At 33.7% G+C, this 24,675-nt stretch carries 26 protein-coding genes; 13 read left to right on the forward strand and 13 right to left on the reverse strand.

The genetic code is table 11. The annotated features are described in order from the left end of the window. Nucleotides 1-334 precede the first annotated feature (334 nt). From thrA to JS605_RS14135, 10 genes are all read left to right on the forward strand, one after another. Nucleotides 335-2,779: a bifunctional aspartate kinase/homoserine dehydrogenase I gene (gene thrA / locus JS605_RS14090; RefSeq protein ID WP_203258360.1), complete on the forward strand. Its 2,445-nt coding sequence runs from the start codon at nucleotides 335-337 to the stop codon at nucleotides 2,777-2,779. 71 nt (nucleotides 2,780-2,850) lie between these two features. Next, complete coding sequence (locus JS605_RS14095; protein WP_203258393.1) at nucleotides 2,851-3,774, forward strand: homoserine kinase; 924 nt, start codon at nucleotides 2,851-2,853, stop codon at nucleotides 3,772-3,774. A 51-nt stretch (nucleotides 3,775-3,825) separates the two neighbouring features. Then, nucleotides 3,826-4,182: a four helix bundle protein gene (locus JS605_RS14100; protein ID WP_203258361.1), complete on the forward strand. Its 357-nt coding sequence runs from the start codon at nucleotides 3,826-3,828 to the stop codon at nucleotides 4,180-4,182. A 60-nt stretch (nucleotides 4,183-4,242) separates the two neighbouring features. Next, entirely contained in the window at nucleotides 4,243-5,532 is a 1,290-nt protein-coding gene (thrC, locus tag JS605_RS14105; RefSeq protein WP_203258362.1) for a threonine synthase, read from the forward strand. A gap of 87 nt (nucleotides 5,533-5,619) precedes the next feature. Further along, complete coding sequence (locus JS605_RS14110; RefSeq protein WP_203258363.1) at nucleotides 5,620-6,633, forward strand: T9SS type A sorting domain-containing protein; 1,014 nt, start codon at nucleotides 5,620-5,622, stop codon at nucleotides 6,631-6,633. A 125-nt stretch (nucleotides 6,634-6,758) separates the two neighbouring features. After that, nucleotides 6,759-7,376 (forward strand): YqaA family protein, encoded by a 618-nt coding sequence (locus JS605_RS14115; RefSeq protein ID WP_203258364.1) that lies wholly within the window; start codon nucleotides 6,759-6,761, stop codon nucleotides 7,374-7,376. A 62-nt stretch (nucleotides 7,377-7,438) separates the two neighbouring features. After that, nucleotides 7,439-7,729: a DUF3817 domain-containing protein gene (locus tag JS605_RS14120; RefSeq protein WP_203258365.1), complete on the forward strand. Its 291-nt coding sequence runs from the start codon at nucleotides 7,439-7,441 to the stop codon at nucleotides 7,727-7,729. After that, nucleotides 7,726-8,994, forward strand: coding sequence for a mechanosensitive ion channel family protein (locus JS605_RS14125; protein WP_203258366.1), 1,269 nt, complete (start codon nucleotides 7,726-7,728; stop codon nucleotides 8,992-8,994). Before JS605_RS14120 ends, JS605_RS14125 begins: the two co-directional genes overlap by 4 nt. Nucleotides 8,995-9,140: 146 nt before the next feature. Further along, entirely contained in the window at nucleotides 9,141-9,791 is a 651-nt protein-coding gene (locus tag JS605_RS14130) for a hypothetical protein (RefSeq protein WP_203258367.1), read from the forward strand. Continuing rightward, on the forward strand, nucleotides 9,788-10,831 hold the full coding sequence (locus JS605_RS14135) for an alpha/beta fold hydrolase (protein WP_203258368.1): 1,044 nt from the start codon (nucleotides 9,788-9,790) through the stop codon (nucleotides 10,829-10,831). Before JS605_RS14130 ends, JS605_RS14135 begins: the two co-directional genes overlap by 4 nt. Nucleotides 10,832-10,894: 63 nt before the next feature. Here JS605_RS14135 and leuB read toward each other — a convergent pair whose 3' ends face one another. The 6 genes from leuB to JS605_RS14165 all read right to left on the reverse strand — a co-directional run bounded on the left by leuB (nucleotide 10,895) and on the right by JS605_RS14165 (nucleotide 17,393). Continuing rightward, on the reverse strand, nucleotides 10,895-11,950 hold the full coding sequence (gene leuB / locus JS605_RS14140; protein ID WP_203258369.1) for a 3-isopropylmalate dehydrogenase: 1,056 nt from the start codon (nucleotides 11,948-11,950) through the stop codon (nucleotides 10,895-10,897). A gap of 256 nt (nucleotides 11,951-12,206) precedes the next feature. Next, complete coding sequence (locus tag JS605_RS14145; protein ID WP_203258370.1) at nucleotides 12,207-13,727, reverse strand: alpha-isopropylmalate synthase regulatory domain-containing protein; 1,521 nt, start codon at nucleotides 13,725-13,727, stop codon at nucleotides 12,207-12,209. An 86-nt stretch (nucleotides 13,728-13,813) separates the two neighbouring features. Further along, nucleotides 13,814-14,413 (reverse strand): 3-isopropylmalate dehydratase small subunit, encoded by a 600-nt coding sequence (gene leuD, locus JS605_RS14150; RefSeq protein ID WP_203258371.1) that lies wholly within the window; start codon nucleotides 14,411-14,413, stop codon nucleotides 13,814-13,816. Between the two features lie 58 nt (nucleotides 14,414-14,471). After that, nucleotides 14,472-15,881 (reverse strand): 3-isopropylmalate dehydratase large subunit, encoded by a 1,410-nt coding sequence (gene leuC / locus JS605_RS14155; RefSeq protein ID WP_203258372.1) that lies wholly within the window; start codon nucleotides 15,879-15,881, stop codon nucleotides 14,472-14,474. A gap of 225 nt (nucleotides 15,882-16,106) precedes the next feature. Beyond that, nucleotides 16,107-16,490 (reverse strand): acyl-CoA thioesterase, encoded by a 384-nt coding sequence (locus JS605_RS14160; RefSeq protein WP_130936012.1) that lies wholly within the window; start codon nucleotides 16,488-16,490, stop codon nucleotides 16,107-16,109. Nucleotides 16,491-16,505: 15 nt separating this feature from the next. Beyond that, a complete protein-coding gene (locus JS605_RS14165; protein ID WP_203258373.1) occupies nucleotides 16,506-17,393 on the reverse strand; it encodes a DUF72 domain-containing protein in 888 nt (295 codons plus the stop codon). Between the two features lie 88 nt (nucleotides 17,394-17,481). Here JS605_RS14165 and JS605_RS14170 point away from each other — a divergent pair, with 88 nt between their 5' ends. From JS605_RS14170 to JS605_RS14180, 3 genes are all read left to right on the forward strand, one after another. Next, nucleotides 17,482-18,063 (forward strand): TetR/AcrR family transcriptional regulator, encoded by a 582-nt coding sequence (locus tag JS605_RS14170; RefSeq protein ID WP_203258374.1) that lies wholly within the window; start codon nucleotides 17,482-17,484, stop codon nucleotides 18,061-18,063. A gap of 50 nt (nucleotides 18,064-18,113) precedes the next feature. Then, a complete protein-coding gene (locus JS605_RS14175) occupies nucleotides 18,114-18,863 on the forward strand; it encodes an SDR family NAD(P)-dependent oxidoreductase (protein WP_203258375.1) in 750 nt (249 codons plus the stop codon). A gap of 139 nt (nucleotides 18,864-19,002) precedes the next feature. Continuing rightward, nucleotides 19,003-19,419 (forward strand): glyoxalase, encoded by a 417-nt coding sequence (locus JS605_RS14180; RefSeq protein ID WP_203258376.1) that lies wholly within the window; start codon nucleotides 19,003-19,005, stop codon nucleotides 19,417-19,419. 47 nt (nucleotides 19,420-19,466) lie between these two features. Here the strand turns inward: JS605_RS14180 and JS605_RS14185 are convergent, their stop codons facing one another. The 7 genes from JS605_RS14185 to JS605_RS14215 all read right to left on the reverse strand — a co-directional run bounded on the left by JS605_RS14185 (nucleotide 19,467) and on the right by JS605_RS14215 (nucleotide 24,240). Beyond that, nucleotides 19,467-20,513 (reverse strand): hypothetical protein, encoded by a 1,047-nt coding sequence (locus JS605_RS14185; protein WP_203258377.1) that lies wholly within the window; start codon nucleotides 20,511-20,513, stop codon nucleotides 19,467-19,469. Nucleotides 20,514-20,713: 200 nt separating this feature from the next. Next, the gene (locus tag JS605_RS14190; RefSeq protein WP_203258378.1) at nucleotides 20,714-21,403 is read right to left on the reverse strand and encodes a DUF2461 domain-containing protein; all 690 of its coding nucleotides are present in this window, start codon (nucleotides 21,401-21,403) and stop codon (nucleotides 20,714-20,716) included. A gap of 336 nt (nucleotides 21,404-21,739) precedes the next feature. Continuing rightward, complete coding sequence (locus JS605_RS14195) at nucleotides 21,740-22,300, reverse strand: hypothetical protein (RefSeq protein WP_203258379.1); 561 nt, start codon at nucleotides 22,298-22,300, stop codon at nucleotides 21,740-21,742. A gap of 58 nt (nucleotides 22,301-22,358) precedes the next feature. Next, entirely contained in the window at nucleotides 22,359-22,532 is a 174-nt protein-coding gene (locus JS605_RS14200; protein WP_203258380.1) for a hypothetical protein, read from the reverse strand. 29 nt (nucleotides 22,533-22,561) lie between these two features. After that, on the reverse strand, nucleotides 22,562-22,723 hold the full coding sequence (locus tag JS605_RS14205) for a DUF1328 domain-containing protein (RefSeq protein ID WP_203258381.1): 162 nt from the start codon (nucleotides 22,721-22,723) through the stop codon (nucleotides 22,562-22,564). A gap of 56 nt (nucleotides 22,724-22,779) precedes the next feature. After that, nucleotides 22,780-23,682, reverse strand: a complete 903-nt coding sequence (locus JS605_RS14210; protein ID WP_203258382.1) for a mechanosensitive ion channel family protein — start codon at nucleotides 23,680-23,682, stop codon at nucleotides 22,780-22,782. Nucleotides 23,683-23,736: 54 nt separating this feature from the next. Beyond that, nucleotides 23,737-24,240, reverse strand: a complete 504-nt coding sequence (locus JS605_RS14215) for a Dps family protein (protein ID WP_203258383.1) — start codon at nucleotides 24,238-24,240, stop codon at nucleotides 23,737-23,739. Nucleotides 24,241-24,675: the final 435 nt, after the last annotated feature.

A 24,675-nucleotide genomic window follows, 5' to 3' on the forward strand; every position in this document is an offset into this window, starting at 1 on the left:
ATTATCAATCTTTCAATTCTTTTCGCAATTAGTCGTTTTTTTTAAATGAAAAATTAACGATGATAAGAATCTTGCAAAAAAATAAGTTTAGTTTTTTTATTAGGCTAAAAGTAATACTTTTGAAATGTTTTATATAACGAAAATGAATCATTCAAGCCAAAATAAATTTACAATCGTGTTTACTCAGTCTTCAAACACAACTATTATTTTAGCTACAACTACAAACACAACAACCCTTTGGGGTTATTAGTTATATATTATTTCAGGCTTACGTGTAATTTCTACAATTACATCTTTTTAAATTTTAAGTTACAATTTCAATTCATTACATAAAATGAAAGTTTTAAAATTCGGAGGAACTTCTGTAGGTTCTTCAAAAAATATAAATAAAGTTATAAATATCTTAAACTCTTATGCGCAGAATAGTAAAGTAATATGTGTAGTTTCTGCTGTTGGAGGTATTACTGATAAATTGTTATTAGCAGGGAGACAAGCCCAAGGCAAGGATGAAAGTTTTAAAGATACTTTTAAAACTATACAAGACACACACCACTCTATTATTAAAGAGTTAAACCCAGATAACAATACTTCTATTTTAGCTTACGCTGAAGAAAAATTAAATGAACTGTATAGTTTATTAGAGGGTATTTTTCTAATTAATGAAATCTCCCCCAAAACATCAGATAAATTAGTAAGCTTTGGCGAATTGTTGTCTTCTTTTATTATAGCCGAAACTATGAAAAACAGAACTATTTTGGCTAGTAGAAAGAACTCTCAAGAATTGGTAATTACAAATTCTAATTTCACTAAAGCCGAAGTAGACTACAAAGTTACCAATGCTAATATTAAAACATATTTCGAGTCTACTAAAGAAAATATTACTATCCTACCCGGTTTTATTGCAAATTCCACTTTTGGGGAACAGACTACTCTAGGGCGTGGTGGTTCAGATTTTACGGCAGCTATAGTTGCTGCTGCATTACATGTTGAACAGCTTGAAATTTGGACAGATGTAAGCGGTATGTATACTACAAATCCTAAAATAGTAAAACAAGCCTATCCTATTACAACCATATCGTATCAAGAGGCCATGGAATTGTCTCATTTCGGTGCTAAGGTATTATACCCTCCAACAGTACAGCCTGTACTAGATTTAAACATACCTATCCATATTAAAAATACTATGGAACCAGAAGCTGTAGGAACAATTATTTCCAAAGATACAAATGGTATAAGTACACCTGTTAAGGGCATTAGTAATATTTCAAACATTGCATTATTAACGCTTCAAGGAAGTGGCATGGTAGGAATCCCGGGGTTTTCTAAGCGTTTATTTGAGACGCTTTCTAATGAAAAAGTAAATGTTATTTTAATTACGCAAGCCTCTTCAGAACATTCTATTTGTATAGGTATTGAAGAAAAAGATATTGAAATAGCAAAAACGTCTATCGATATTACGTTTGAAAATGAAATAGCGTTACACAAAATTGAACCTTTAATTGTAGAAAAGAATTTATCTATTGTAGCTCTGGTTGGAGATAACATGAAAAACCATCAAGGTATTAGTGGTAAGATGTTTTCGTCTTTAGGGAAAAACAACATCAACATCAGGGCTATTGCTCAGGGTGCTTCAGAGCGTAATATTTCCATTGTCATAAACGAAAACGATGTCAACAAGGCCTTAAACACGCTACACGAGGCGTTTTTTGAAAGCATTACTAAACAGTTAAATGTTTTTATTACCGGAGTTGGTAACGTAGGAGAACGATTAGTGGAACAAATAAAACAACAGAAAAAGTATCTTAAAGAACATTTAAAAATTAATTTGAGAGTTGCGGGATTATCTAATTCTCGTAAAATGATTTTTGATGGCTCTGGATTAAATCTTAAAGATTGGAAAACAGATTTAAACAATGGCGAAACCGCCTCATTAAAAGGCTTTTTTGAAAAAGCAAAATCTTTAAACCTTCGCAATAGTATTTTTGTAGATGTTACGGCAAATGCCGATGTTGCTTCACTTTACAATAACTATTTAAGAGAAAGCATTGCGGTTGTGGCTTGTAATAAAATTGCGTGTTCTAGTGATTTTTCCAATTATAAAGAACTAAAACGTCTATCGTTAAAATATAATGCACCATTTTTATTTGAAACTAATGTTGGCGCAGGTTTACCAATTATTGACACCTTAAATAATTTGGTAGCTTCTGGAGATAAAATTACATCCATACAGGCTGTACTTTCAGGAAGCCTAAACTTTGTATTTAATAATTTTAATGACTCTACCAAGTTTTACGATGTAGTAAAACAAGCAGCAGCCGAAGGGTATACAGAGCCAGATCCTAGGATTGATTTAAGCGGTGTTGATGTAGCACGTAAAATTTTAATACTCGCAAGAGAAAGTGGAGTTGAATTAAATTTGGACGATATAGAAAATACATCCTTTTTATCTCCATCAGGTTTAAAAAGCGGTTCTGTAGAAGAGTTTTATAAAACACTAATAGCAGATGAAGCCCATTACCAAAGTTTATATGCTTCAGCAAAAGCAAATAACTGCCAATTAAAATATGTTGCAAAATTTGATGATGGCAAAGCTAGTGTGAGTTTACAAGAAATCCCTGTAGGTCATCCTTTTTATAATTTGGAGGGCAGTGATAATATTGTGATGTTTTATACAGAGCGCTATTCACAGCAGCCTATGATTATAAAAGGTGCAGGTGCCGGTGCAGATGTTACAGCTTCAGGATTGTTTGCAGACATTATAAGATTAGGTAACAACTAAATGTAATGGAGTTACACATAGAAAGTGATATTACCTGCAGCAGTGCAGCCGAACAATATTTAATAGAAAAAATGAATGAAATAAAACTATTTTCGCCAGCTACAGTAGCCAATGTTTCCTGCGGTTTTGACGTTATGGGATTCTGCTTAGATAATGTGGGAGATGAAATGGTAGTCCGGAAAATTGATAAAAAAGGTATTTTTATTTCCCGAGTTGAAGGTTTTAATCTCCCTAAAGAAGCGGAATTGAATGTTGCTGGTGTTTCCGCATTAGCTATGTATGACGCTTTGGATGTTGATTTTGGTTTTGAAATTGAGATCTATAAAAATATCAAACCAGGTAGTGGTATTGGCAGTAGTGCTGCAAGTGCAGTAGGGAGTGTTTTTGGCATGAATGAGCTAATCGGTAGACCCTTTAACAAAACCCAATTAACAGAGTTCGCTTTAAAGGGAGAAGCTTTAGCAAGCAAATGTGAACATGCGGATAATTTAGCTCCTGCTCTTTTTGGTGGCTTTACTTTGGTAAAAAGTGTAGCACCGTTACAAATATTAGAAATCCCTTCTCCTGATGATTTATACGCAACTATAATTCATCCTCAAATAGAAATAAAGACCTCTGAATCCAGAGCCATACTGCCTAACAAAGTACCTTTGAGCAAAGCCATAACACAATGGGCCAACTTAGGGAGTTTAGTACATGCTCTACATACTAGCAATTACGATTTAATTAAAAGCGCTTTAACAGATGTTGTGGTAGAACCTTACAGAAGCAAATTGATTCCTCTATTTACTGAAGTAAAACAAGCATCATTAAATGCAGGAGCATTAGGCGCTGGCATTTCTGGCTCAGGACCATCAATTTTTGCACTAAGTAAAGGTTTAGAACAGGCAAACAAGATAAAAGAAGCCATGCTAGGTGTTTATGCAAATTCTGATATTGATTTTGATATACACATTTCAAAAATAAACACTGAAGGGGTAAAGATTATTGCTTAAAAGACAGGTGACTGAAGACGGAAGATTGACGTCTTCAACAATAGCTTAAAAATGAATAAGTTTAAATTTGAAAAACTTGATATTTGGCAAAAAGCCATGGATATAGGAGAGGTTCTCTACCAATTGAGTTTGTCATTCCCAGAAAGGGAAAAATTCAATTTATCCTCCCAGATATGTAGAGCTGCTGATTCAATTGCTTTAAACATTTCAGAAGGTTCAATAGGTCAGTCCAATCCTGAGCAAAAGAAATTCTTAGGGTATGCAATTCGTTCACTAGCAGAAGTAGTAACCTGTTTATTTAAAGCAAAAAGAAGAAACTATATAACAGAATTAAATTTCACTAAATTATATAAAGAAGCCCATCATTTAATGAATATGATGATCGCTTTTAGAAAAAACATTAAATAAAAGAAAGTTTCCGTAACCATTGATCGGTCTTCGGTCTTTAGTCTTCGGTCAATTTAAACCATGAACTACTATTCACTAAATAAACAAGCACCAAATTCAACATTTAAAAATGCGGTTATAAAAGGCTTAGCACCAGATAAAGGCTTGTATTTTCCTGAAAGCATCACGCCATTACCACAATCATTCTGGGATAATTTTGATAGTTTATCTTATACAGAAATAGCGTTTGAAGCTATAAAGCAATTTGTTTCTCCTGAAATTCCTAAGGAAGTTTTAAAAACTATTGTTGAAGAAACCTTGTCTTTTGATTTTCCTGTAGTAAAGCTAAACGACCATATCTCAACATTAGAGTTATTCCATGGACCAACCATGGCATTTAAAGATGTAGGTGCACGTTTTATGGCACGTTGTTTAGGCTATTTTAACCAAGACAATGACAAAGAAGTTACAGTTTTGGTTGCAACTTCTGGTGATACTGGCGGTGCTGTTGCTAATGGATTTTTGGGAGTTAAAGGTGTTAATGTTGTGATTTTATACCCAAGTGGAAAAGTTAGCGATATACAAGAAAAGCAACTAACAACGCTAGGCCAAAATATAAAAGCACTGGAAGTAAATGGTACGTTTGACGATTGTCAAGCCATGGTAAAAACTGCATTTCTTGACGAAGAACTAACAAGCAAAATGCAATTAACTTCAGCAAACTCTATTAATGTAGCACGTTGGTTACCACAACTATTCTATTTTATGTTTGCCTATAAACAGTTACACAAACAATATGATGATATTGTATTCTCCGTTCCCAGTGGGAACTTTGGTAATATTTGCGCAGGTATGATGGCACAGCAATTAGGGCTTCCCATTAAGCACTTTATAGCATCAAATAATGCAAATAATGTTGTAACACGTTATTTAATATCTCAATTATACGAACCAAAACCATCTATACAAACCATAAGTAATGCTATGGATGTTGGTGCGCCTAGTAATTTTATACGAATTCAAGAGATTTATAAAAATCAGTTTGAAACGTTAAAGCACAACTTGTCTTCTTATAGTTTTACTGATGAAGAAACTAAAGAAGCAATGTTAGAAATGTATAATAATTACAATTATGTTGCCGATCCTCATGGGGCTGTTGGATATTTAGGCTGTAAATCGTATTTGAAAGAAAACCCTAATGCGCACTGTGTTTTTCTAGAAACCGCACACCCTACTAAGTTTTTAGATGTAGTAGAAGATGTTATTAAAACCAAACAATCTTTGCCAAAACAGATTCAATCAGTAATGGGGAAGGAAAAGGAAGCAACAGTAATTTCTACTTATGATGATTTAAAGGATTATCTTTTGTAAGCCCATATACTAAAACCAAAAACTACAGGATACCTCATGACGGTTTAAAGCTCTTTTTTTTAGAAATTGTAACATAAAATTTGTGCAATGAAAAAAAATACATTTAAACTAAATTTTTTATTAATCCTCTCAATTATTAGTGTGCAATTACACGCACAAACCTCGCCATGTGATGGCTCACTACCTTTTGAGGAACAAAATGGATTGCTAACCATTGAAATGGAGTCTGGTATTTTACCTTCTGGATCAAACTGGAAAACAGGAAGTGAGGCTGATCCAAATTTATCCGGGTCAACAATTACTTATATTTATTGGGATGGGCCTCAATCATTTAATGCGCTTTCCAATGCGCAAATAACATACAACATAAAAATCAATACCACTGGCACTTACAGATTTGCATGGCGAGGACGTATAGGCACAGGAACTTCTGGAGGTGAGCATAATGATGCTTGGTTACGTATAGTTGCCGATGACTTTTATGCTACAAAACAAAATAGTGCAACTTCTACTCAAGCTGTGGAGCCTAGACCAAGTTGTACTAGTAATCCTGATAGAGATTGTCCAGAAGGCTCAAGTACATCCGGATATTTCAAAGCTTTTATGAATAGACATCCCGTAAATTTACCAATAGATCAACGTTGGGGGTTTGTTACTAATACAAATGATGGAGACTCTTTTAGATTTATCTGGGCGACATTTAATAATCCTGGTAACTATTCCATTATTGTTGATGCCAGATCTAGTTTCTTTTTTATGGATAAAATGGTATTACGTCGTACTAACGTAAGCGACAGTAATGCATTTAGCCTTACAAACAGCGAATCCTCATGCACTACATTATCAATTGATGAAAATTCAAAACTTGCAGAAGTAAAATTATTTCCTAACCCCGCCACCAATACACTAAAATTGAGTAACCCATCCAATATTAGCGGAACATTAATTATACGAAACGTTTTAGGAGCTAATATTCGTGAAGTTAAGCTTCAAAATAATAAGACCTTAATAAACATTAGCGATTTAAAAAGCGGTGTCTATACCCTATCCCTTAAAGATACCGCAACAATCAATTTTACGAAACGGTTTGTTAAATTATAAACAACATATAATCTCAAATCCAATTGGGTTTCAATTGGATTTTTTTTCAATACATGTTAAACAAAACTTAATTAACACTTTTAGAATTTAAAAATTAAGCCCATAAATCTATCTTTGCTTTTGCTATGAAAGAAAAAAGAAAAACTAAGTCCAGCAAGTCTAAACTAGAACTATTACATCAATATTATAGTTATACTGGGTTTTATGGTTTTGTGTGGAATGCCGTAAAAAAAGCGTTACCATACATCATTGGTGCTGTTGCCTTAATCTATCTATTAGATTATTTTCTAGATATTAATGGAGCTTTAGTAAAACTTACTGAAATACTACCCGCTTACGGTATATTAAGTTTCTTTTTTGTCTCTGAGACATTGTTAGGCCTTATCCCTCCAGAAATTTTTATTGCATGGTCAGGAAAAATGCCTAGTCCCTGGTCATATTTAAGCGTATTAGCTGTGTTATCTTATACAGGTGGTTTATTATCATATTGGATCGGACAAATGATTACTAAAATTCCATCAGTACATAAATACTTAGAGGTAAAAATGGAAAAGCAGTTAAAAAACTCCCGTAAATGGGGAGGCTTTTTAATAATAGTTGGAGCTTTGTTACCACTACCTTTTTCAATTTCCTGCATAGCTGCAGGAATTATTAATTTCCCTTTTAAAAATGTTGTGGTTTATGGATCGTTACGTTTATTGCGCTTTGTAATCTATGGGCTAATTATTTTTAATGTGCTTTAAAAAAATCTTAAAACCTAGTATTTATAGCACTTCTATACTACTTTTGCTGAAAACTATATCTTATGTTTTCATTTATAAATATATTTAGAGTTGTTGCTTTTTTAGAGGGACTCTCTTATATACTTTTACTATTTATTGCTACCCCCATTAAATACCTTGCAGATGATCCGCAATATGTAAAGTTACTCGGTATGCCACATGGGTTATTGTTTGTTGCTTATATAGCATTAGCCTTTCTTATTAAACCAGATTTTAAATGGACTAATAAAGAATTTAGCTATGTGCTGTTAGCCGCCATAGTTCCATTTGGAACATTTTATATTGATAGAAAATATCTAAAAGCAGTAAAATGATACAAGAGAATGCTTTTGAAAGTGAAACAGGCATAAAACACTGGCTTTACAAAAAACTTATTGAGCTTGGTATCTCAGAGCAATCTGCTGAGTATCTCAATATGCTAGTGTTACTTGTAGGATTGTTATTGATAATTTTCCTTATAGATATTATTATAAAAAAATTACTTATTGGTACATTCTCCCAGTTTGCAAAAAAATCAAAAACCAATTTTGATGATTTACTCATATCCAATAAGGTACCGACTAATATAGCGCATATTATACCGCTTTTAGTTGCTATTGAATTTGTTCCTGATGTATTTGTAGATTTTGGGAATTTTGAAATTATCATAGAAAAGGGTCTAAAAGTATTTGCAATCCTATTAACACTTTGGATAGCTAGAAGTTTGCTAAACACACTAAAAGACTATTTAAAAACCTTACCTAGATTTAAGGATAAACCAATTGATAGCTATATTCAAGTATTCATGATTTTTGCTTGGTTAGGCGGTATAATGTCTGCAATTGCAATTGTAACAGGAATTCCTTTCTTAAAATTCTTAACTGGACTAGGCGCCATTTCTGCTGTTATTATTTTAGTCTTTAAAGACACAATTCTCGGTTTTGTTGCAAGTATTCAGGTATCAATTAACGATATGGTGCGCATTGGGGATTGGATTACTTTTGAAAAGTATGGAGCAGATGGAGACGTTATAGAAATTACTCTAGCAACGGTAAAAGTGCAGAATTTTGACAAAACCATTACCACTATTCCAACTTATGCACTTATCTCCGAATCGTTTAAAAATTGGAGAGGCATGTCTAGTTCTGAAGGACGCCGAATTAAAAGAGCTCTTAATATAAAACAAGATACCATTAAATGCCTTAATGAGGATGATATCAACAAATTAAAGAGCATCGAATTAATAAAACCTTATCTAGAGCAAAGACAAAGGGATATTGACAAATACAACGCTGAACACCATATCAATAAGGATATCGCTTTAAATGGTAGAAACCTGACGAACATAGGGGTTTTTAGAAAATACATTCAAACGTATATTGAAAACCATTCGGCCATCAATAAAGATATGACGATTATGGTGCGCCAATTAGCCCCAACAGCACAAGGCTTGCCCATCGAAATTTATGCCTTTAGTAGTGACAAACGTTGGGTAAACTACGAATATATCATGGCTGATATTTTCGACCATGTACTTGCTTCAGTATCATATTTTGATTTAGAGATTTTTGAGTTGCCCACTAAGTTCCCAAGTGCATAGAAAACACTATTAAGTTAATGTTATCATAATAAAACTATGATATAGTAAGGTTTTTTGTGATTTCATTAGTTTTTAATTACGCATACTTTAACAGATAAAGATAAGTTATAAAGATAGTTTTACGCCATCAATCATAACTTATATATATGCAATTAAAACTACGATTACTCGGCATGTGTTTAATACTATTCTGGAGAATAGGATTTACACAAAACCTAGAAACTACTAAAGAACCACCTAAACTCTCTTCAAAATCATTTTTAGAAAGAACTGAATTTAAGATAGCCTATTCTGGAAATATCTTTTGGAACAACGGTTTAAATTTTGGTTCAGAATACCTTCTAAAAGAAACACTAAAAACAAAAAATAGACGAGGAAAAGAAAGAACAAATACACATCAGTTTTTGTTAAATGGTAATTTGGGTTTTACTACTAATTTTTCTACTTCTACAGATACAGGAGTTTTTACAAACTATGGACTTACCTGGAGACGTATCAATAAAAAAGGTAAAGAATTCAATATTGAATTCAACCCTTTTGGGTACTACCGCTCTTTTTTACCTGAAACGTATGAAGTTAATGGAGACAATGTATCAAAAGTTTTTCTTCCAGGAAGAGGATATTATGCGCCATCTATTTCTATAGGAATTGGAAAACAAAGACCTGGTAAAAAAATAACAGGACGCTATTTTAACATAAACTTTATGCTACGAACTCCATACAACGCTGGAGCTTTACCAAGTTTTAATTTCCAATATGGATACCGGTTTAATTTCAAAAAGAAAAAAAAGAGATGAAAAAAATAATAAATAGATATACATTAGTACTAATAGTTATTATATGTACCTCCTTTTCATGTTCTAATGATGAGAATTTGAACAACTTAAATGAAACCATATTTGTACGTCATGAAAATGCAGATATGCCTGCTTATATTCATGGCAATGCCTCAGAAAAAGTTTTTCTTATAATCCTTCATGGAGGTCCTGGAGGCTTTGGATTAAGCTACAGAAACTCTACAATTAAAAGTGAAATAGAAAAAGAATGCGCAGTAGTATATTTTGATCAAAGAGGATCAGGGATGTCGCAAAGTAACTATTCAGAAAGCGGAATCAGTATTGATATCATGGCTCAAGATGTTTTAGCACTTGTAAAAGTGATTCAACATAAATATGGAAAGGATTCTAAATTATTTCTAATGGGACATAGTTGGGGTGGTACATTAGGACCAGCGACCTTGCTTAAAGACCAAAGCACCTTTTTAGGGTGGATTAATGTAGACGGCTCTGGTAACACCAAAGGTTTATACAAGGGCTATATTGATAATTTTAAAAGAGTGGGCAACGAACAAATAGCATTGGGAAACCATGTTGAATATTGGAATTCTGTTATTGATCTTGCAAACAATGTACCTCAAGAATACAAGAATATTGATGATGCATATAGGTTGAATAGTGAAGCATTTATCGCCGAAGAAAAACTTGAAGACTCAGGGCTTATCAACAAACAGGAAAATCTAGATGGCAAAACTATTTATAAGTATAACGTTTTAACGTTAATTTGGAATATGCTAAAAACACAATCCATTCTAGATGAAGACTTATTTGAAAATATAGATCTCACAGATCAGTTTTCAGAAATAACAATTCCTTCCCTAACCATTTGGGGAAAACATGATATGATAGTGCCAATAGCATTTGCGCAAGAATCTTTTGATAACTTAGGTTCAACCGAAAAAGAATTGGTAATTTTTGAACAATCCGGTCATTCCCCAATGTTTTCAGAGCCCCAACTATTTTCTAAAACAGTAATCGCCTTCATAAACAAAAATAAATAACAAAAAAAGACCTGTCGGGTTTCAAAAACCTGACAGGTCTAAATATATTTATCTTAGTAAAGTTTAAATGTTAGCAGCCAACCAATCGCCAACTTCGCTAGTACCATACGAGGTACCGCCATCAGCTAAATCTTCAGTTACCATACCTTCATTTAAAGCTTTGTTAACCACCTCTCTAATGGCTTTACCTTCGTCTTGCAGACCAAAGTTTTCAAACATCATAGCAGCAGAAAGTACCGTTGCCATTGGGTTAGCAATATTTTTTCCAGCAGCCTGTGGGTACGATCCGTGAATAGGCTCAAACAAACCAATATCCGATCCTAGAGATGCTGAAGGCATTAATCCCATAGACCCTGAAATCACAGAAGCCTCATCTGTTAAAATATCTCCAAACAAGTTTTCAGTAATCAATACATCGTAGCTATTTGGCCATTGTACCAAACGCATGGCTACAGCATCAACAAACTCGTAACTTACTTCAACTTCAGGATAATCGGTTTCCATAGCCTGTACCGTTTCTCTCCATAGTCTAGATGTTTCTAATACATTCGCTTTGTCCACGCAGCATAATTTTTTACCACGAGTCATCGCCAATTCAAACCCTTTTTTAGCCAAACGCTGTACTTCCGCTCTGGTGTACACACAGTTATCAAAAGCCGTTTCGCCTTCTTCTCTTCTACCCTTTTCTCCAAAGTAAATACCACCAGTTAATTCACGTAAAAACACTAAATCCGTACCTTCAATACGCTCTTTTTTCAAAGGCGATTTGTCTAATAACGACGGAAATGTAAACGTAGGGCGCACATTAGCAAACAAACCTAAAGCCTTACGCATTTTCAACAAACCTTGCTCCGGACGCACCTTCGCCGAAGGATCATTATCAAACTTTGGATGCCCAATAGCACCAAATAACACCGCATCACTACTTTTACAAATCTCGTGCGTTTCATCAGGGTAAGGCTCCCCAACAGCGTCAATAGCGGCAGCACCCGTTAAGGCAGGTTTCCAATTAATCTCATGTCCAAATTTAGCAGCAACAGCATCACTTACTTTTACCGCTTGGTCTATCACTTCAGGTCCTATACCGTCTCCGGCTAATAGAGCTATATTTAATTTCATTTAATTTAAATTTTATCTTTTGTAATTATTTTTATTTCTATTTGGGCGTTACCCACAAGGGGTCGGGCTTTCCGTTACAAGTCCTCACTCGCTCCTTCGGGCTCGCTGTGGGCTTTCCTCTGCAATCCCTAACGCGGGGTGTGTTTATTAGCTTTTTTTTAAACCTTTGCTAATGGTACACTTACTAAAACCATTTCATTTCGTTCTAATACAACGATTAAACGGCTCAACAAATCAACAGTTAAACAACATTGTATTAACTCACAATAATATTCAACATCTTCTCCGTAGCTTTAATGGCAGAAACCGTTTGATCACTATCTAAACCACGCGTTTTAAATTCTTTTTCAGCATTTTTCCAAGTGATAATCGTTTCACATAAGGCATCAGAGTTACTCCCTGGAGGAATCCTAACCGCGTAATCAATTAAATTTGGAAGCTCTATTTTTTTTCTTTTAAATATCGTTTTAACAGCATTCATAAATGCATCGTATTGACCATCACCCTGAGCATTTTCTTCAAACGTTTCATCTTCTATGGTAATGGATACCGTTGTAGAAGGTTTCAACCCTTTAGAATGAGTTAACACATAAGAGTTTACCGTTATCTTTTCTTCATAAGTTCTATCCAGCACATCCGAGATGATGTATGGCAAATCCTCTTTGGTAACCACTTGTTTTTTATCTCCAAGCTCTATAATACGCTGCGTAACTTTCTTTAAATCTTCATCATTCAATTGCAAACCTAACTGCTGCAAATTCTTTTGAATATTTGCCTTACCTGATGATTTACCTAAAGCATACTGACGTTTCCTACCAAAACGCTCTGGCATTAAATCACTAAAATACAGGTTGTTTTTATTGTCTCCATCAGCATGTATACCAGCTGTTTGTGTAAATACGTTTGCACCAACAATTGGTTTATTGGCAGGAATCATAACACCAGAAAAGTTCTCTACTAGCTTACTTACCGTATAAAGTACTTTTTCATTTACACCCATTTCAATATCTGGCATAAAATCATTAATAACAGCAATAGTACTACTCATAGGAGCATTTCCTGCACGCTCTCCCATACCATTCACGGTTAAATGTAAGCCATCAGCACCAGCCTTTAAACCTTCAATAGCGTTAGCCACACCCAAATCATAATCATTGTGTGCATGAAAATCAAAATGCAAGCTTGGATACTTATCCTTTATCTCCTTAACAAAAGTATACGATTCTTCAGGAGTTAAAACCCCTAAGGTATCAGGGAGCATTATTCTAGCCACATTCTGAGTGCTTAAAAACTCTAAAAACTCATACACATAATCTTTAGAATTGCGCATGCCATTGCTCCAATCTTCCAAATAAACATTAGTAACAATGTCATGTTTCGAAGCTAATGCTATAGTATCTTCAATTTCTTTAAAATGCTGATTAGAAGTCTTTTTAAGCTGATGTGTTAAATGGTTTAATGAACCTTTAGTTAATAAGTTTTGAACCTTTGCTCCAGCCTTAACCATCCAGTCAATAGACACACCTTTGTCAACAAAAGTCAACACTTCTACCTTATCTAAGTAATTGTGTTCTGATGCCCAATCTGTAATGTCTTTTACCGCTTGAAACTCACCTTCTGAAACCCTAGCCGAAGCAATCTCAATACGATCAACCTTTAATTCTTCTAGTAAAAGTTTAGCTATCGTTAGTTTCTCAGATGCAGAAAACGACACGGTAGAGGTTTGCTCCCCATCCCTTAAAGTCGTATCCATTATTTCTATTCTTCGCTTAGACATTGCCAGTTTTTATATTCACAAAAAGCATTTCATTAGTTAAATGGAATGCTTTTTTTAATGTATTGTTATATTTTTTGCTAATATACTTAAAATGGTCTTGTTTCAGCAAAAGCTTTTACTTCATCTTTCATGTTTTGAAGATAGTCTATATCATCAAAACCATTGAGCATATTTCCTTTCTTGTAGCCGTTGATGTCAAAAGATTCAGATTCTCCCGTTGCTACTAAAGTTACGGTCTGGTTTGGTAAATCTACCTTGATTTCTGTTTTTGGATCCGCATCAATGGCATCAAATAATTTTTGAGCAAATTCTGCTGACACTTGTACTGGTAACACACCAATATTTAAACAGTTATTTCTAAAAATATCTGCAAAAAACGACGAGATTACACAACGTAAACCAAAATCATAGACCGACCATGCCGCATGTTCTCTAGATGATCCAGAACCAAAGTTCTTCCCTCCTACTAAAATCTTAGAACCTGCATATTTTGCATCGTTTAATGGGAAATCTGCTATTGGATTTCCTTCGGAATCATATCTCCAATCACGAAAAAAGTTGTCTCCAAACCCTTTGCGCTCTGTTGCTTTTAAGAAACGAGCTGGTATGATTTGATCTGTATCCACGTTTTCTATTGGTAGTGGATATGCTGTACTTGTTAATACTTCAAATTTATCGTAAGCCATATATTCAGTATTCAGTTTGCCAGTATCAGTTGGCAGTATTATTCTTAAATTTTAATCGTTAAGCACTAACTTGCTCTAGTATTGTTCTCGGATCTGTTACTACACCTGTAACCGCTGTTGCTGCTGCAACAAGAGGTGATGCTAATAAGGTTCTTGAACCTGGTCCTTGACGACCTTCAAAGTTTCTGTTTGATGTAGATACTGCTAATTTACCAGCAGGCACTTTATCATCATTCATCGCTAAACATGCAGAACATCCTGGTTCTCTTAATACAAATCCGGCTGCTTCCAATATTTTGTCTAAGCCTTCTTCTTTAATTTGATCTACCACTTTATGGGATCCTGGCACCAACCAAGCCGTAATATTATCTGCCTTTTGTCTTCCTTCAATTATAGAACAAAACGCTCTAAAATCTTCAATACGTCCGTTTGTACAAGATCCAAGGAATACATAATCCACTTGTTTCCCAATCATATCATCGCCTTCATCAAACTTCATATACCCTAAAGACTTCTTATACGTAGCAACACCACCTTGTACATCTTCCGCCATTGGAATAGATTGTGTTACACCCATTCCCATTCCTGGGTTAGTACCATAAGTAATCATTGGCTCAATATCAGCAGCATCATAAGTAAACTCAACATCAAATACTGCATCATCATCAGTTTTAAGCGTTTTCCAATAGGCCATCGCTTTATCCCAATCTGCACCTTTTGGTGTATGTTTTCTTCCTTTAATATACTCATAAGTCTTTTCATCTGGCGCAATCATACCACCACGGGCACCCATCTCTATAGAAAGGTTACACACAGTCATTCTTCCTTCCATGGACATGTTTTCAAATACATCGCCTGCATACTCTACAAAATAACCTGTAGCACCAGAAGTAGTTTGCTGTGAAATGATATATAATGCCACATCTTTAGGTGTTACCCCAAAACCTAATTCGCCATTTACGTTAATACGCATTTTCTTTGGCTTAGGTTGCATGATACATTGTGTAGATAAAACCATTTCCACCTCAGAGGTTCCAATACCAAACGCAATAGCACCAAAAGCTCCATGTGTAGACGTATGTGAATCTCCACATACAATGGTAGATCCTGGTAATGTAATACCATTTTCAGGCCCTACAATATGAACAATACCATTATTTCTGTGTCCTAATCCCCAATGCGAAATACCATATTCAGCAGCATTATTAGCTAAAGCCTCTAATTGATTTGCTGATAACGGATCTGCAACTGGTAAATGTTGATCCCATGTTGGTGTATTATGGTCTGCGGTTGCAAATGTACGTTCTGGGTACATTACACCTATACCACGTTGTTTTAACCCAACAAAAGCTACTGGACTTGTAACTTCATGTATAAAATGACGGTCTATAAAAAACACGTCTGGTCCATCTTCTATGTTTCTAACAACGTGTGAATCCCACACTTTGTCAAATAATGTCTTACTCATAAATAATAAAGGTTTTTCAGAATGAAACAACTCTAAAGTATCTAAAAGCAGATTATAGAGTTATAACAGCATACAAATTTATGTTTAATTACATTTATTCCAAAGATAAGAGTACATTGTTATTTTATTTTTATAAAATATATAATGAACACCATATAAATTGCATTTTATGCAATGAAACTAAAAATTTGGTTATAATTTTTGAAGTAGATTTTTAACCCTAATTTACAATCTATCTTTTACGTACTCAACTTTTGTTTTTCCGTGAGCTAAGGGCTTTCCATCTTGCCCCACGTTTACCATAACTATATTAGATATTGTAATTATGGTTTCTCTAGTCATCATGTTTCTCACTTCGCAACTCAAAGTGAGGGAAGCCTTTCCAAATTTTATAGCTTTAATACCAATTTCAATAACATCGCCCTGTTTAGCAGAGGCTTTAAAATCTATTTCGCTTATATATTTGGTAACCACCTTTTGGTTTTCCAGCTGAACAATACTATACAAAGCAGCCTCTTCGTCTATCCATTCTAATAATCGCCCTCCAAAAAGGGTGCCGTTAGCATTTAAATCTTCAGGTTTAATCCATTTTCTGGTATGAAATCGCATAATATGGTTTTATGTTTAAAATAATGTTTTTTGAGGGTCTTCATTTGGAATGGTAAGATCACACCCCAAAGCGGCATTTAATTTTTTAATAAAATAGGCTGATAATAACGGGGACTCTTTTTCTATGTTCTGATGGATAAAAAAGTTTATTTCTTTAATGCCTTGATCTTTCCATAATTTTAAGCGCTCCACCCAATCATCTAAACGGGTATAATCGCTTTCGTGATTTGCACCAACGTAGCGCACAAAAGCTGTGGCATTGGTCAACCGCATGTGCATTAAATCACGCCTGCCAGCCGTATCAACAATAACGTTGGATATATTATTGACTTCTAAAAGTTGATATAATTCTTCTGCAACAGTTTTGTCATTATACCAATTGGTATGTCTAAATTCAACAGCTAACGGAATTTCTTTGGGCCACGCTTCCACAAATTGTACTACTCTATCAAAATCCTTTGGTGCAAAATTAGTATGCATCTGTAAAAAGATAGTGCCTAATTTCTCTTTTAAATTTGAAGCGTTGTATAAATAATTATCAACTACAGCCTGAGTTTCATTTAAACGTTTCCAATGGCTAATTTCCTGATTTAACTTAGGGAAAAATTTAAACCCATCAGGTGTTTTATCATACCATTTTGAAAATTGTTCCGCAGAAAATATGCGGTAAAACGTAGCATTCATTTCGATAGAATTGAACTGAGACGAATAATATCCTAATTCATCCTTAGTACCTCTGGGATAAAATCCTTTTAAGTCTGCTCTATTCCATTTAGCGCAACCCACATATATTTCAGGACTACTATCTTCTTTTGCTTTATGTAATACTCCCTCTGTTTTTGGATGATCTATTGGTAATGTAAAATCTATATCTTGGGGATTATCAACGCTTCCAAATTTCATGAAACAGGTCTTTTTTTCAAAAATAACTAAATTTTAACATTGCGGTTTCAGAAAAAGTTTTAATTTTGAAACGTTCATTTCAAATAAAATGCCAAAAGTAGAAACATTTGATAAAGATTTAGTTATTGCTCAAGTTACTGATGTATTTCATAACAAGGGCTTTAATGCTACTTCTATGCAGGATATTGTTGATGCTACTGGTTTAAACAGGTCCAGTATCTACAATTCTTTTGGTAGTAAACACAATTTGTTTTTAGAATGTTTAAAAACGTATAAAGAAAGGTTTAATGCTATTTTATCAGAAGAACTCGGTGTGGCTACCAGTCCACTAGAATCAATTGAGCTGATTTTTGACTTCTATTTGCAGGAAATTAGTAAGGACAATAAAGACAAAGGTTGTTTGTTGGTAAATTGCACCTCTGAAATGGCAAATCAAGATGATGCTATCAGTACGTTTTTATGTAAAAACCAAAACGACACCTTACAGTTTCTTGAGGATTTGGTTGCAGAAGGCCAGCGCAACAATTTAATAAATCACAAAAAAACGGCTAAAGAATATGCCTTATACCTCTACTCTAACATGCAGGGTTTTAGAATGACGGGGATACTAATATCAAATACATCAGAATTGAAAAGTATCAAAAATACTATTATACAAACATTAATTTAATTTTTTTTTAATCTAATTTGAAACGATTGTTTTAAATAAATATTTTTATCATGGGAAAACTAGAAAACAAAGTAGCAGTAATTACAGGAGCTAATAGTGGCATTGGTTTAGCCACCGCAAAATTGTACCTAAAAGAAGGAGCTAAAGTCGTGTTGTCTGGTAGAAGACAAGAAGCGTTGGATGAAGTGGCTAAGGATTTGAATGGCGATTATATTACCGTATTAGCTGATGTAAGTAAACCAGAAGACAATAAAAGGCTAATTGAAAAGGCAACAGCACATTATGGAAACATCGATATATTGTTTCTAAACGCTGGTATTGCGCCTCTTACTCCAACCACAGATATATCTGAAGCCCACTACGATGAAATTTTCGATATCAATGTAAAGGGACGTATTTTAGCTGTAAAGGAAGCGTTGCCCGTGATTAATGATGGTGGTTCTATTCTATTTACAAACTCGGTTGTGCATCAAAAAGGCTTTGATGGTTTGGGGGTATATTCCGCAAGTAAAGGCGCATTACGTGCTTATGCACGTGTATTAACTTCAGAAGTAAAATCCAGAGGAATACGTGTAAACTCGATTGCTCCAGGGCCAATAGAGACACCCATTTATGGAAAAATGGGATTACCTGAAGAGGTTTTGGAAGAAATGGGCAAAGGTTTTGCGCAACAAGTACCATTAGGACGCTTTGGAACATCTGAAGAAGTTGCCAATACTGCATTATTCCTTGCTTCTGATGAGGCTTCATACATAAATGGTGTAGAACTGGAAGTTGATGGTGGTTTAAGCCAGGTTTAAGTTTACTTATTTCTAATAATTTGGGGTTGGTATAGGGAATACCAACCCCTTTTTGTTAATAAACTGGTTAACAACTATCAGGTAATTGTTAATAGCCAGTGTTTTTATTTCGATAATTTTAAGTCCAAATCTACTTCACATGAGCACTAGACAAACATCTTTAAAAAATCTTAGACCAGAACTTTTAAATGTTTCTATTACCGAAAACATGAGTAAAGACGAACGTTTCCAGAACGTTACCCTGCGCCCTATCATCAAATTTCAAAACGATTTATTGATTGAAGTGTTTAGAAACTACATTACCAAGCACAAATCTGTTTTTTATGATTTGTCTTTAGAGAAGCGCATACTGTATATTGAAAATGCTATACATAAGGATATGAAACTGCGTAATTCTATGAAAGGGATGATTATTGGATTATTTACGGTTGAAGAATACGAGATTTATATCCAAAATTCCTCTGCTTTGAATAAACGTATGATGAATATTGTCAAGGAGCGTTTATTAAGTCAAATTCAGCTATTTGAAAAACCAGAGTATTTAGCTGCGATTTAAGCATATAATTATTTCAAAATTTAAAAAAAGCTTTTGATATTAATATACTAATAAATTTTTGATCTATAATTTGAAATTTTGATGGCTCTATTATGTTGAATAAAATAAAGATCTCCATCATATATGTTCATATGCTCTATACTTCCCCAAGCACCAAATCCTATAAAATCTTCTTCATCAGAATCTAAATCACTTAAATCTAGAGATATACTGTAATCTGATGTTAGAGTATCTAAAGACTGGTTTTGTTCATCAAATAGATATAAATGTCCTAAAACTAGTTGATTTTGAACCTCTCTAATCGATAATAAAAATTCTTCTGTTGATGAATCATATGCCATACTATTAATTGTTCCAATTTCTGAAACATCTAAAATCGTATTTATTTTATATCCTGATGGGGTATCCTCTAATTTACGTAGGTGCGTACCATTATCAACAACATATATAGAACCATTATTAACATATATTTTTGTCACTTTTTTAAAACCCACATTTATTCCAATACCATCTTCAATAGATAAATTTTCGTAATGACCAGCAATCAAAGAAGTTCTGCGCGTTACTATATTATATTCTCTTAACTCTCTAGCTGAAATATCATAAAACACATAAACATCATTTCCTAAGTGAGCTATTGAATTTATCTGCGAAATAACCCCTGGAACATTAGAGTTTACTTTATCAATAAGTATAGAGCTAAAATCTTCTGAAAATGTTAAAATTTCATTCCCATTTATAGAGCTATCAGACACACATAAAGGTGTATTATTATTGGATACAGCAATACCAACATCTCTTGATGAGTTAAATTTATTAGGGGGCAAATCACTGTTTAAGTTCATCAATGATCCATCAGCTGATATTTTATTAAGTTTAATAACCAATCTTTCAATTTGATTTTCATCAATTTTTTTATCTAATTGAATGTAATATTGTTCTGTATTCAAATAAGCCAAATCCTGAACAATACCAACATAAGTGAAAAAATCTGGTTTTATTCCGTCAAAATCGTTTGAGTTATCAGAAGAATCACATGATAAAAATATGCCGTTCAAGAATATAATAAGTAATGATTTTAAAAATATTTTCATAAAGTTTCCTATTGTATAATTTTAAACAAAAATAATTAATACATAAGATTAATAATGGCTTTTAGCTAATAATCATTCGAAATAAAATCAATCTTTGTACGCAAAGCTTCCAAGTTTCAAGTTATTTTTATAAACAGTTAAAATATTAATTCACATATTCAAACTAGCGCAAAATATAATAAATGAAGTAAATTGAGTTTTTAGATATTATCAATCAAAGACACCCCATTCAAATCGGTAGTTAATACATCACTCATATAATCAAAAAATGGGCGGATCGCCTTAAAAGCATTATCCACTTCTTCTAAAAACCCAGCATCCAAAACTTCATTATCCGTGTACTTTTTAGTGAAGATATACTGTTTCTTTTTAATGAGGTCAATTGCTTTATGTTCTTTACTAAATCCTTTAGGTGCTGTTTTTACTTCATCTCCTACAAATTTATCTCCCCAAACGGAATTGAATTTTTTATCCGCTAATATATCCCGTATTTCAGCATCGTCCATTTCAAATTCTTTACGTATTCTTAGTAAATCTTCTTTGGCTGGTTCCCAAAAGCCTGTAGCAATAAAACTTTCGTTATTTGGTTGGATATGTAAATAGTAACCACCTCGTAACCGCGGTTTTGTTCTATGAAACGAGCCACCAAAATGGGTTTTGTAGGGTAACTTGTTTTTTGAAAAGCGTACATCTCGATAAATTCTAAAAATTTTAAGTTTATCAATGTCGTCATGAACGTTCAAGTTTTCAAAAATCGCATTATAAAACTGCTTTACTTCTGCTTCTATAGCTTTAAACTCTGGTTTGTTTTCGTTAAACCAATCGCGGTTGTTGTTCTTTTCTAGTTTTTTAAAAAATGTGAATACGGATTTTGGTACGGTAATGCTCATTGTTATTTTTTAAGTGGTTTCTAAATTACAAAAAAGTATGTGATGTTAGTGACTTAATTCGTTCTACTTACTCATAATTACACCTTAAATATTATGGATTAGTGCGTTAGGGATTGCAGTGGTAGCTTTTGGCGAGGCGCACATCGAGCCAAAACTTTTAACGGAAAGCCCGACCTGAACCGATCCTGCAAGGTTTCTAAAAACCTTGTAGGTATGAGCGGAGGGTAACGCCCAAATAACAGTATCTAAAACTATTTATACTGTATAGGCTTTTAAAACACAAAAAGTCTCGAGTTGCCCCGAGACTTTGTAAATATCTTAACACGATGTGTGGTTTTACATGGCGTCTTTCTTTTCGTTATACGTCATGGTTTTAATGCTTTCAGAATCTTCATCATAGTATTCTACAATAAAACTACCGTCTTTATCAAAGTAACCAATACCGTTAAAGGTTTCGCCTTTAATAATATAACTTCCTGGACTGTGCGTGTTCCATGCTTTTCCAATTTCTACAAACTCATTCTTATCGTTTGCTAATGCCATCATAAACCCAGATGTATTCGGACTAAATTTATAATCCTTATCTGCGCTTATGTAATAGGTTTCAGAAGTTAAAACATCATAAGCTTTGTCTGCATCATTATCAATCATTACAGTAGTTGTTACCTTTTTATCGGCAGGAACTCTTTCTTGGTTTAACTTATGTTTATCATCAGCATCTAGCTTTACTTTTGAAGTTTCTTTGGTAACTACCTTTATTTTTCCTTCTTTGGTTTTGTCACCATCAGTATACTTCACTTCCTTTACTTTTGTTTCTTTTTTAATTTCTGTTGGCTTTTCTTGTGCCATGATTGGTACACAAATTAATAAAGCCATTATATATATGTAATTTTTCATTTTTGTTGTTTTTATTTTGTTAATCTTTTCTTTAATACTTGCTATAGTGTGCTACTAGTTAATGCGTAGCATCATCAATTTCGTCTTTAATCTCTTCAACAGCATCTCCAGCTTCATCTTTTACTTCTTCTACAGCTTCTTCAATTTTATCTTCTGTTTTCTTTTCTCTACAGCCTGTAAATACAGTAGTTACTGTAAATAATAAGGCTAATATTAATATGGTTTTTTTCATGATTTTAAATTTTATAGGTTAATTAATTTTTATTTCTTCACTAATCCCTTAACCAAGGAGACTACAAATAGTATGATGAAAATGTAGAAACATATTTTAGCTATTCCAGCTGATGCTCCTGCAATACCACCAAAACCTAGTACTCCGGCGATTAAAGCGATTATTACGAACGTTATAGTCCAACGTAACATAATCGATAGTTTTAAAAAATTTGACTTAATAATTTACCAGGATCGATAAATCTACTCTAGTTGTTAGAGAATTGGTTTTCCATAACAGCGTCATCAAACGCTAGTTTATTGTTAAATTCCAAAGTACGGATAGGGAATGGAATATTAATTCCTGCTTTATCGTAAGCTTTTTTAATCTCAATAATAGCTGTGGTTTTTGCCTTTAGCTTTTCTAGCATGCTTTCGGCATCAATCCAGAATCTACATAAGTAGTTAATAGAGCTATCTCCAAATTCGGTATAATAAAACTCAACATCATCAGCGCTTTCCACCTGATCAAAAGTATTCGCTATAACGTCTTTAGTTAATTGCTGTACTTCTTCCAAATCAGATTCGTAGCCAACACCACATTCTAAAAACACACGCATTCGTGTTGTTAGAGAATAGTTTTTTAACGGATTTTCGAGAATCATCTTGTTAGGAATCACAACAACATTGTTATCTGCTTCCTTCAATACAAATTCTTTCAAATTCACATCAATTACCTCTCCAGAATATCCATTGGTTTCCACCCAATTGCCTAATTGTATGCGTTTTCTAAATGAAATTACTACACCAGCAAAGGTGTTAGATAATGTACCTTGCAATGCTAAACCAATAGCTAAACCTGCAACACCTGCACCTGCCAACAAAGAGGTTAGCATTTTACCAAGATTCATAATTCCTAAGGCTAAAAACAATCCAGCAGCTACAACTACTACTGCCGAAATTTTGGCAATAATGTTCGCTATAGATTTTTGAGGTACTCTGTTATTAACTAGTTTTAAAACTAATTTCCGCGTATATCTGGCCACAAAATAAGCGGCTGTCATTACCAAAATGGCCAGAACTAAATTTGGTATGTTTTCTATTATGGCACTTACCCAGCCTTGTAGTTTATCTAATAAGTTATCAAATGCCGTAGACATTGTACTTTCCATGTTCTTAAAATTTTAAAGGTTAATATTGTTTTATTGTAGCGTTAATAACATCTATTACGCCTCAACAACACTTTCCTTTAAACTTTCAGACGTTTTTTTGGTCCATGCATTTAGCATCCAACTTGTTTTCTCTAGTTCTCTAATGTAAGCTCCCATCAGGTCAATCGTACCTTCATCACTAATAGCTTCGGCCTTTTCAATAACCTTACTCATCTGTGCCAGTAATAATTTATGGTCGTTCAAGGTATCTATTACCATATCTTGATCTTCCTTTAGCGGTGCTTCTTCCAGTATAGCCGAAGTCTTTAAATAATCCTCCAACTTACTCATCGGATGAAAACGCAATGTTAAAATACGTTCTGCAATTTCATCAATTTTAACTTTTGCATCGTTGTACATGGTTTCAAATTGCTCATGCAAATCGAAAAAATTCTTCCCGATAATGTTCCAATGCTTACTTCTTAATTTTTGATAATACACATGGTAGTCAGCTAATAAAACATTTAATTCAACCACCACAGGCATTAATTCATCATCATTCATGTTCAAATAGCTCATAATATATTTTTTGTTTTTAAATTAAACTCACTTTCAATATATAGGCCATAGCAGTTTTGTCAAGCGCTTTAACAGGGTTTAACGTCGTTAAGATATATTTAACTTAAATTATGTTAAATAAAAATGAAGATGTTAAAGGATTTTAAGAAAGTACGCTGTTTTAAATATTTGGGCGCTACCGCAAGGGTCGGGCTATCCGTTATATCTTTTGCTTTCTGTCATTCCTGCGAAGGCAGGAATCTATCATTAACTCAATTCTAGCTTCCAAAACTCTTTCAAAACACCAAGAAAGCAAAAGGATGCCACTTCTATCCCTAACCTTTAGATTAGCAAATACTATTAATTGTAGTTAAATTTAAAAAGGACAGAGTGAACTTATATCCCTAGCTAGCTACAAAAGAGCCATGCTGCGTATTAGTCTCCGTCCTTTTTTGA

Source organism: Hyunsoonleella ulvae (assembly GCF_016827605.1).
Lineage (GTDB): Bacteria > Bacteroidota > Bacteroidia > Flavobacteriales > Flavobacteriaceae > Jejuia > Jejuia ulvae.

Coding starts and splice junctions, on each gene's coding strand:
- JS605_RS14135 (WP_203258368.1), top strand. CDS start 9,788: ATGAAAAAAATAATAAATAGATATACATTAGTACTAATAGTTATTATA.
- thrC (WP_203258362.1), top strand. CDS start 4,243: ATGAACTACTATTCACTAAATAAACAAGCACCAAATTCAACATTTAAA.
- JS605_RS14095 (WP_203258393.1), top strand. CDS start 2,851: ATGAATGAAATAAAACTATTTTCGCCAGCTACAGTAGCCAATGTTTCC.
- JS605_RS14180 (WP_203258376.1), top strand. CDS start 19,003: ATGAGCACTAGACAAACATCTTTAAAAAATCTTAGACCAGAACTTTTA.
- JS605_RS14100 (WP_203258361.1), top strand. CDS start 3,826: ATGAATAAGTTTAAATTTGAAAAACTTGATATTTGGCAAAAAGCCATG.
- JS605_RS14115 (WP_203258364.1), top strand. CDS start 6,759: ATGAAAGAAAAAAGAAAAACTAAGTCCAGCAAGTCTAAACTAGAACTA.
- JS605_RS14215 (WP_203258383.1), bottom strand. CDS start 24,240: ATGAGCTATTTGAACATGAATGATGATGAATTAATGCCTGTGGTGGTT.
- JS605_RS14170 (WP_203258374.1), top strand. CDS start 17,482: ATGCCAAAAGTAGAAACATTTGATAAAGATTTAGTTATTGCTCAAGTT.
- JS605_RS14185 (WP_203258377.1), bottom strand. CDS start 20,513: ATGAAAATATTTTTAAAATCATTACTTATTATATTCTTGAACGGCATA.
- thrA (WP_203258360.1), top strand. CDS start 335: ATGAAAGTTTTAAAATTCGGAGGAACTTCTGTAGGTTCTTCAAAAAAT.
- JS605_RS14110 (WP_203258363.1), top strand. CDS start 5,620: ATGAAAAAAAATACATTTAAACTAAATTTTTTATTAATCCTCTCAATT.
- JS605_RS14175 (WP_203258375.1), top strand. CDS start 18,114: ATGGGAAAACTAGAAAACAAAGTAGCAGTAATTACAGGAGCTAATAGT.
- JS605_RS14205 (WP_203258381.1), bottom strand. CDS start 22,723: ATGTTACGTTGGACTATAACGTTCGTAATAATCGCTTTAATCGCCGGA.
- JS605_RS14120 (WP_203258365.1), top strand. CDS start 7,439: ATGTTTTCATTTATAAATATATTTAGAGTTGTTGCTTTTTTAGAGGGA.
- JS605_RS14145 (WP_203258370.1), bottom strand. CDS start 13,727: ATGTCTAAGCGAAGAATAGAAATAATGGATACGACTTTAAGGGATGGG.
- JS605_RS14195 (WP_203258379.1), bottom strand. CDS start 22,300: ATGAAAAATTACATATATATAATGGCTTTATTAATTTGTGTACCAATC.
- JS605_RS14160 (WP_130936012.1), bottom strand. CDS start 16,490: ATGCGATTTCATACCAGAAAATGGATTAAACCTGAAGATTTAAATGCT.
- leuB (WP_203258369.1), bottom strand. CDS start 11,950: ATGAAATTAAATATAGCTCTATTAGCCGGAGACGGTATAGGACCTGAA.
- JS605_RS14210 (WP_203258382.1), bottom strand. CDS start 23,682: ATGGAAAGTACAATGTCTACGGCATTTGATAACTTATTAGATAAACTA.
- JS605_RS14200 (WP_203258380.1), bottom strand. CDS start 22,532: ATGAAAAAAACCATATTAATATTAGCCTTATTATTTACAGTAACTACT.
- JS605_RS14165 (WP_203258373.1), bottom strand. CDS start 17,393: ATGAAATTTGGAAGCGTTGATAATCCCCAAGATATAGATTTTACATTA.
- leuC (WP_203258372.1), bottom strand. CDS start 15,881: ATGAGTAAGACATTATTTGACAAAGTGTGGGATTCACACGTTGTTAGA.
- JS605_RS14125 (WP_203258366.1), top strand. CDS start 7,726: ATGATACAAGAGAATGCTTTTGAAAGTGAAACAGGCATAAAACACTGG.
- JS605_RS14190 (WP_203258378.1), bottom strand. CDS start 21,403: ATGAGCATTACCGTACCAAAATCCGTATTCACATTTTTTAAAAAACTA.
- leuD (WP_203258371.1), bottom strand. CDS start 14,413: ATGGCTTACGATAAATTTGAAGTATTAACAAGTACAGCATATCCACTA.
- JS605_RS14130 (WP_203258367.1), top strand. CDS start 9,141: ATGCAATTAAAACTACGATTACTCGGCATGTGTTTAATACTATTCTGG.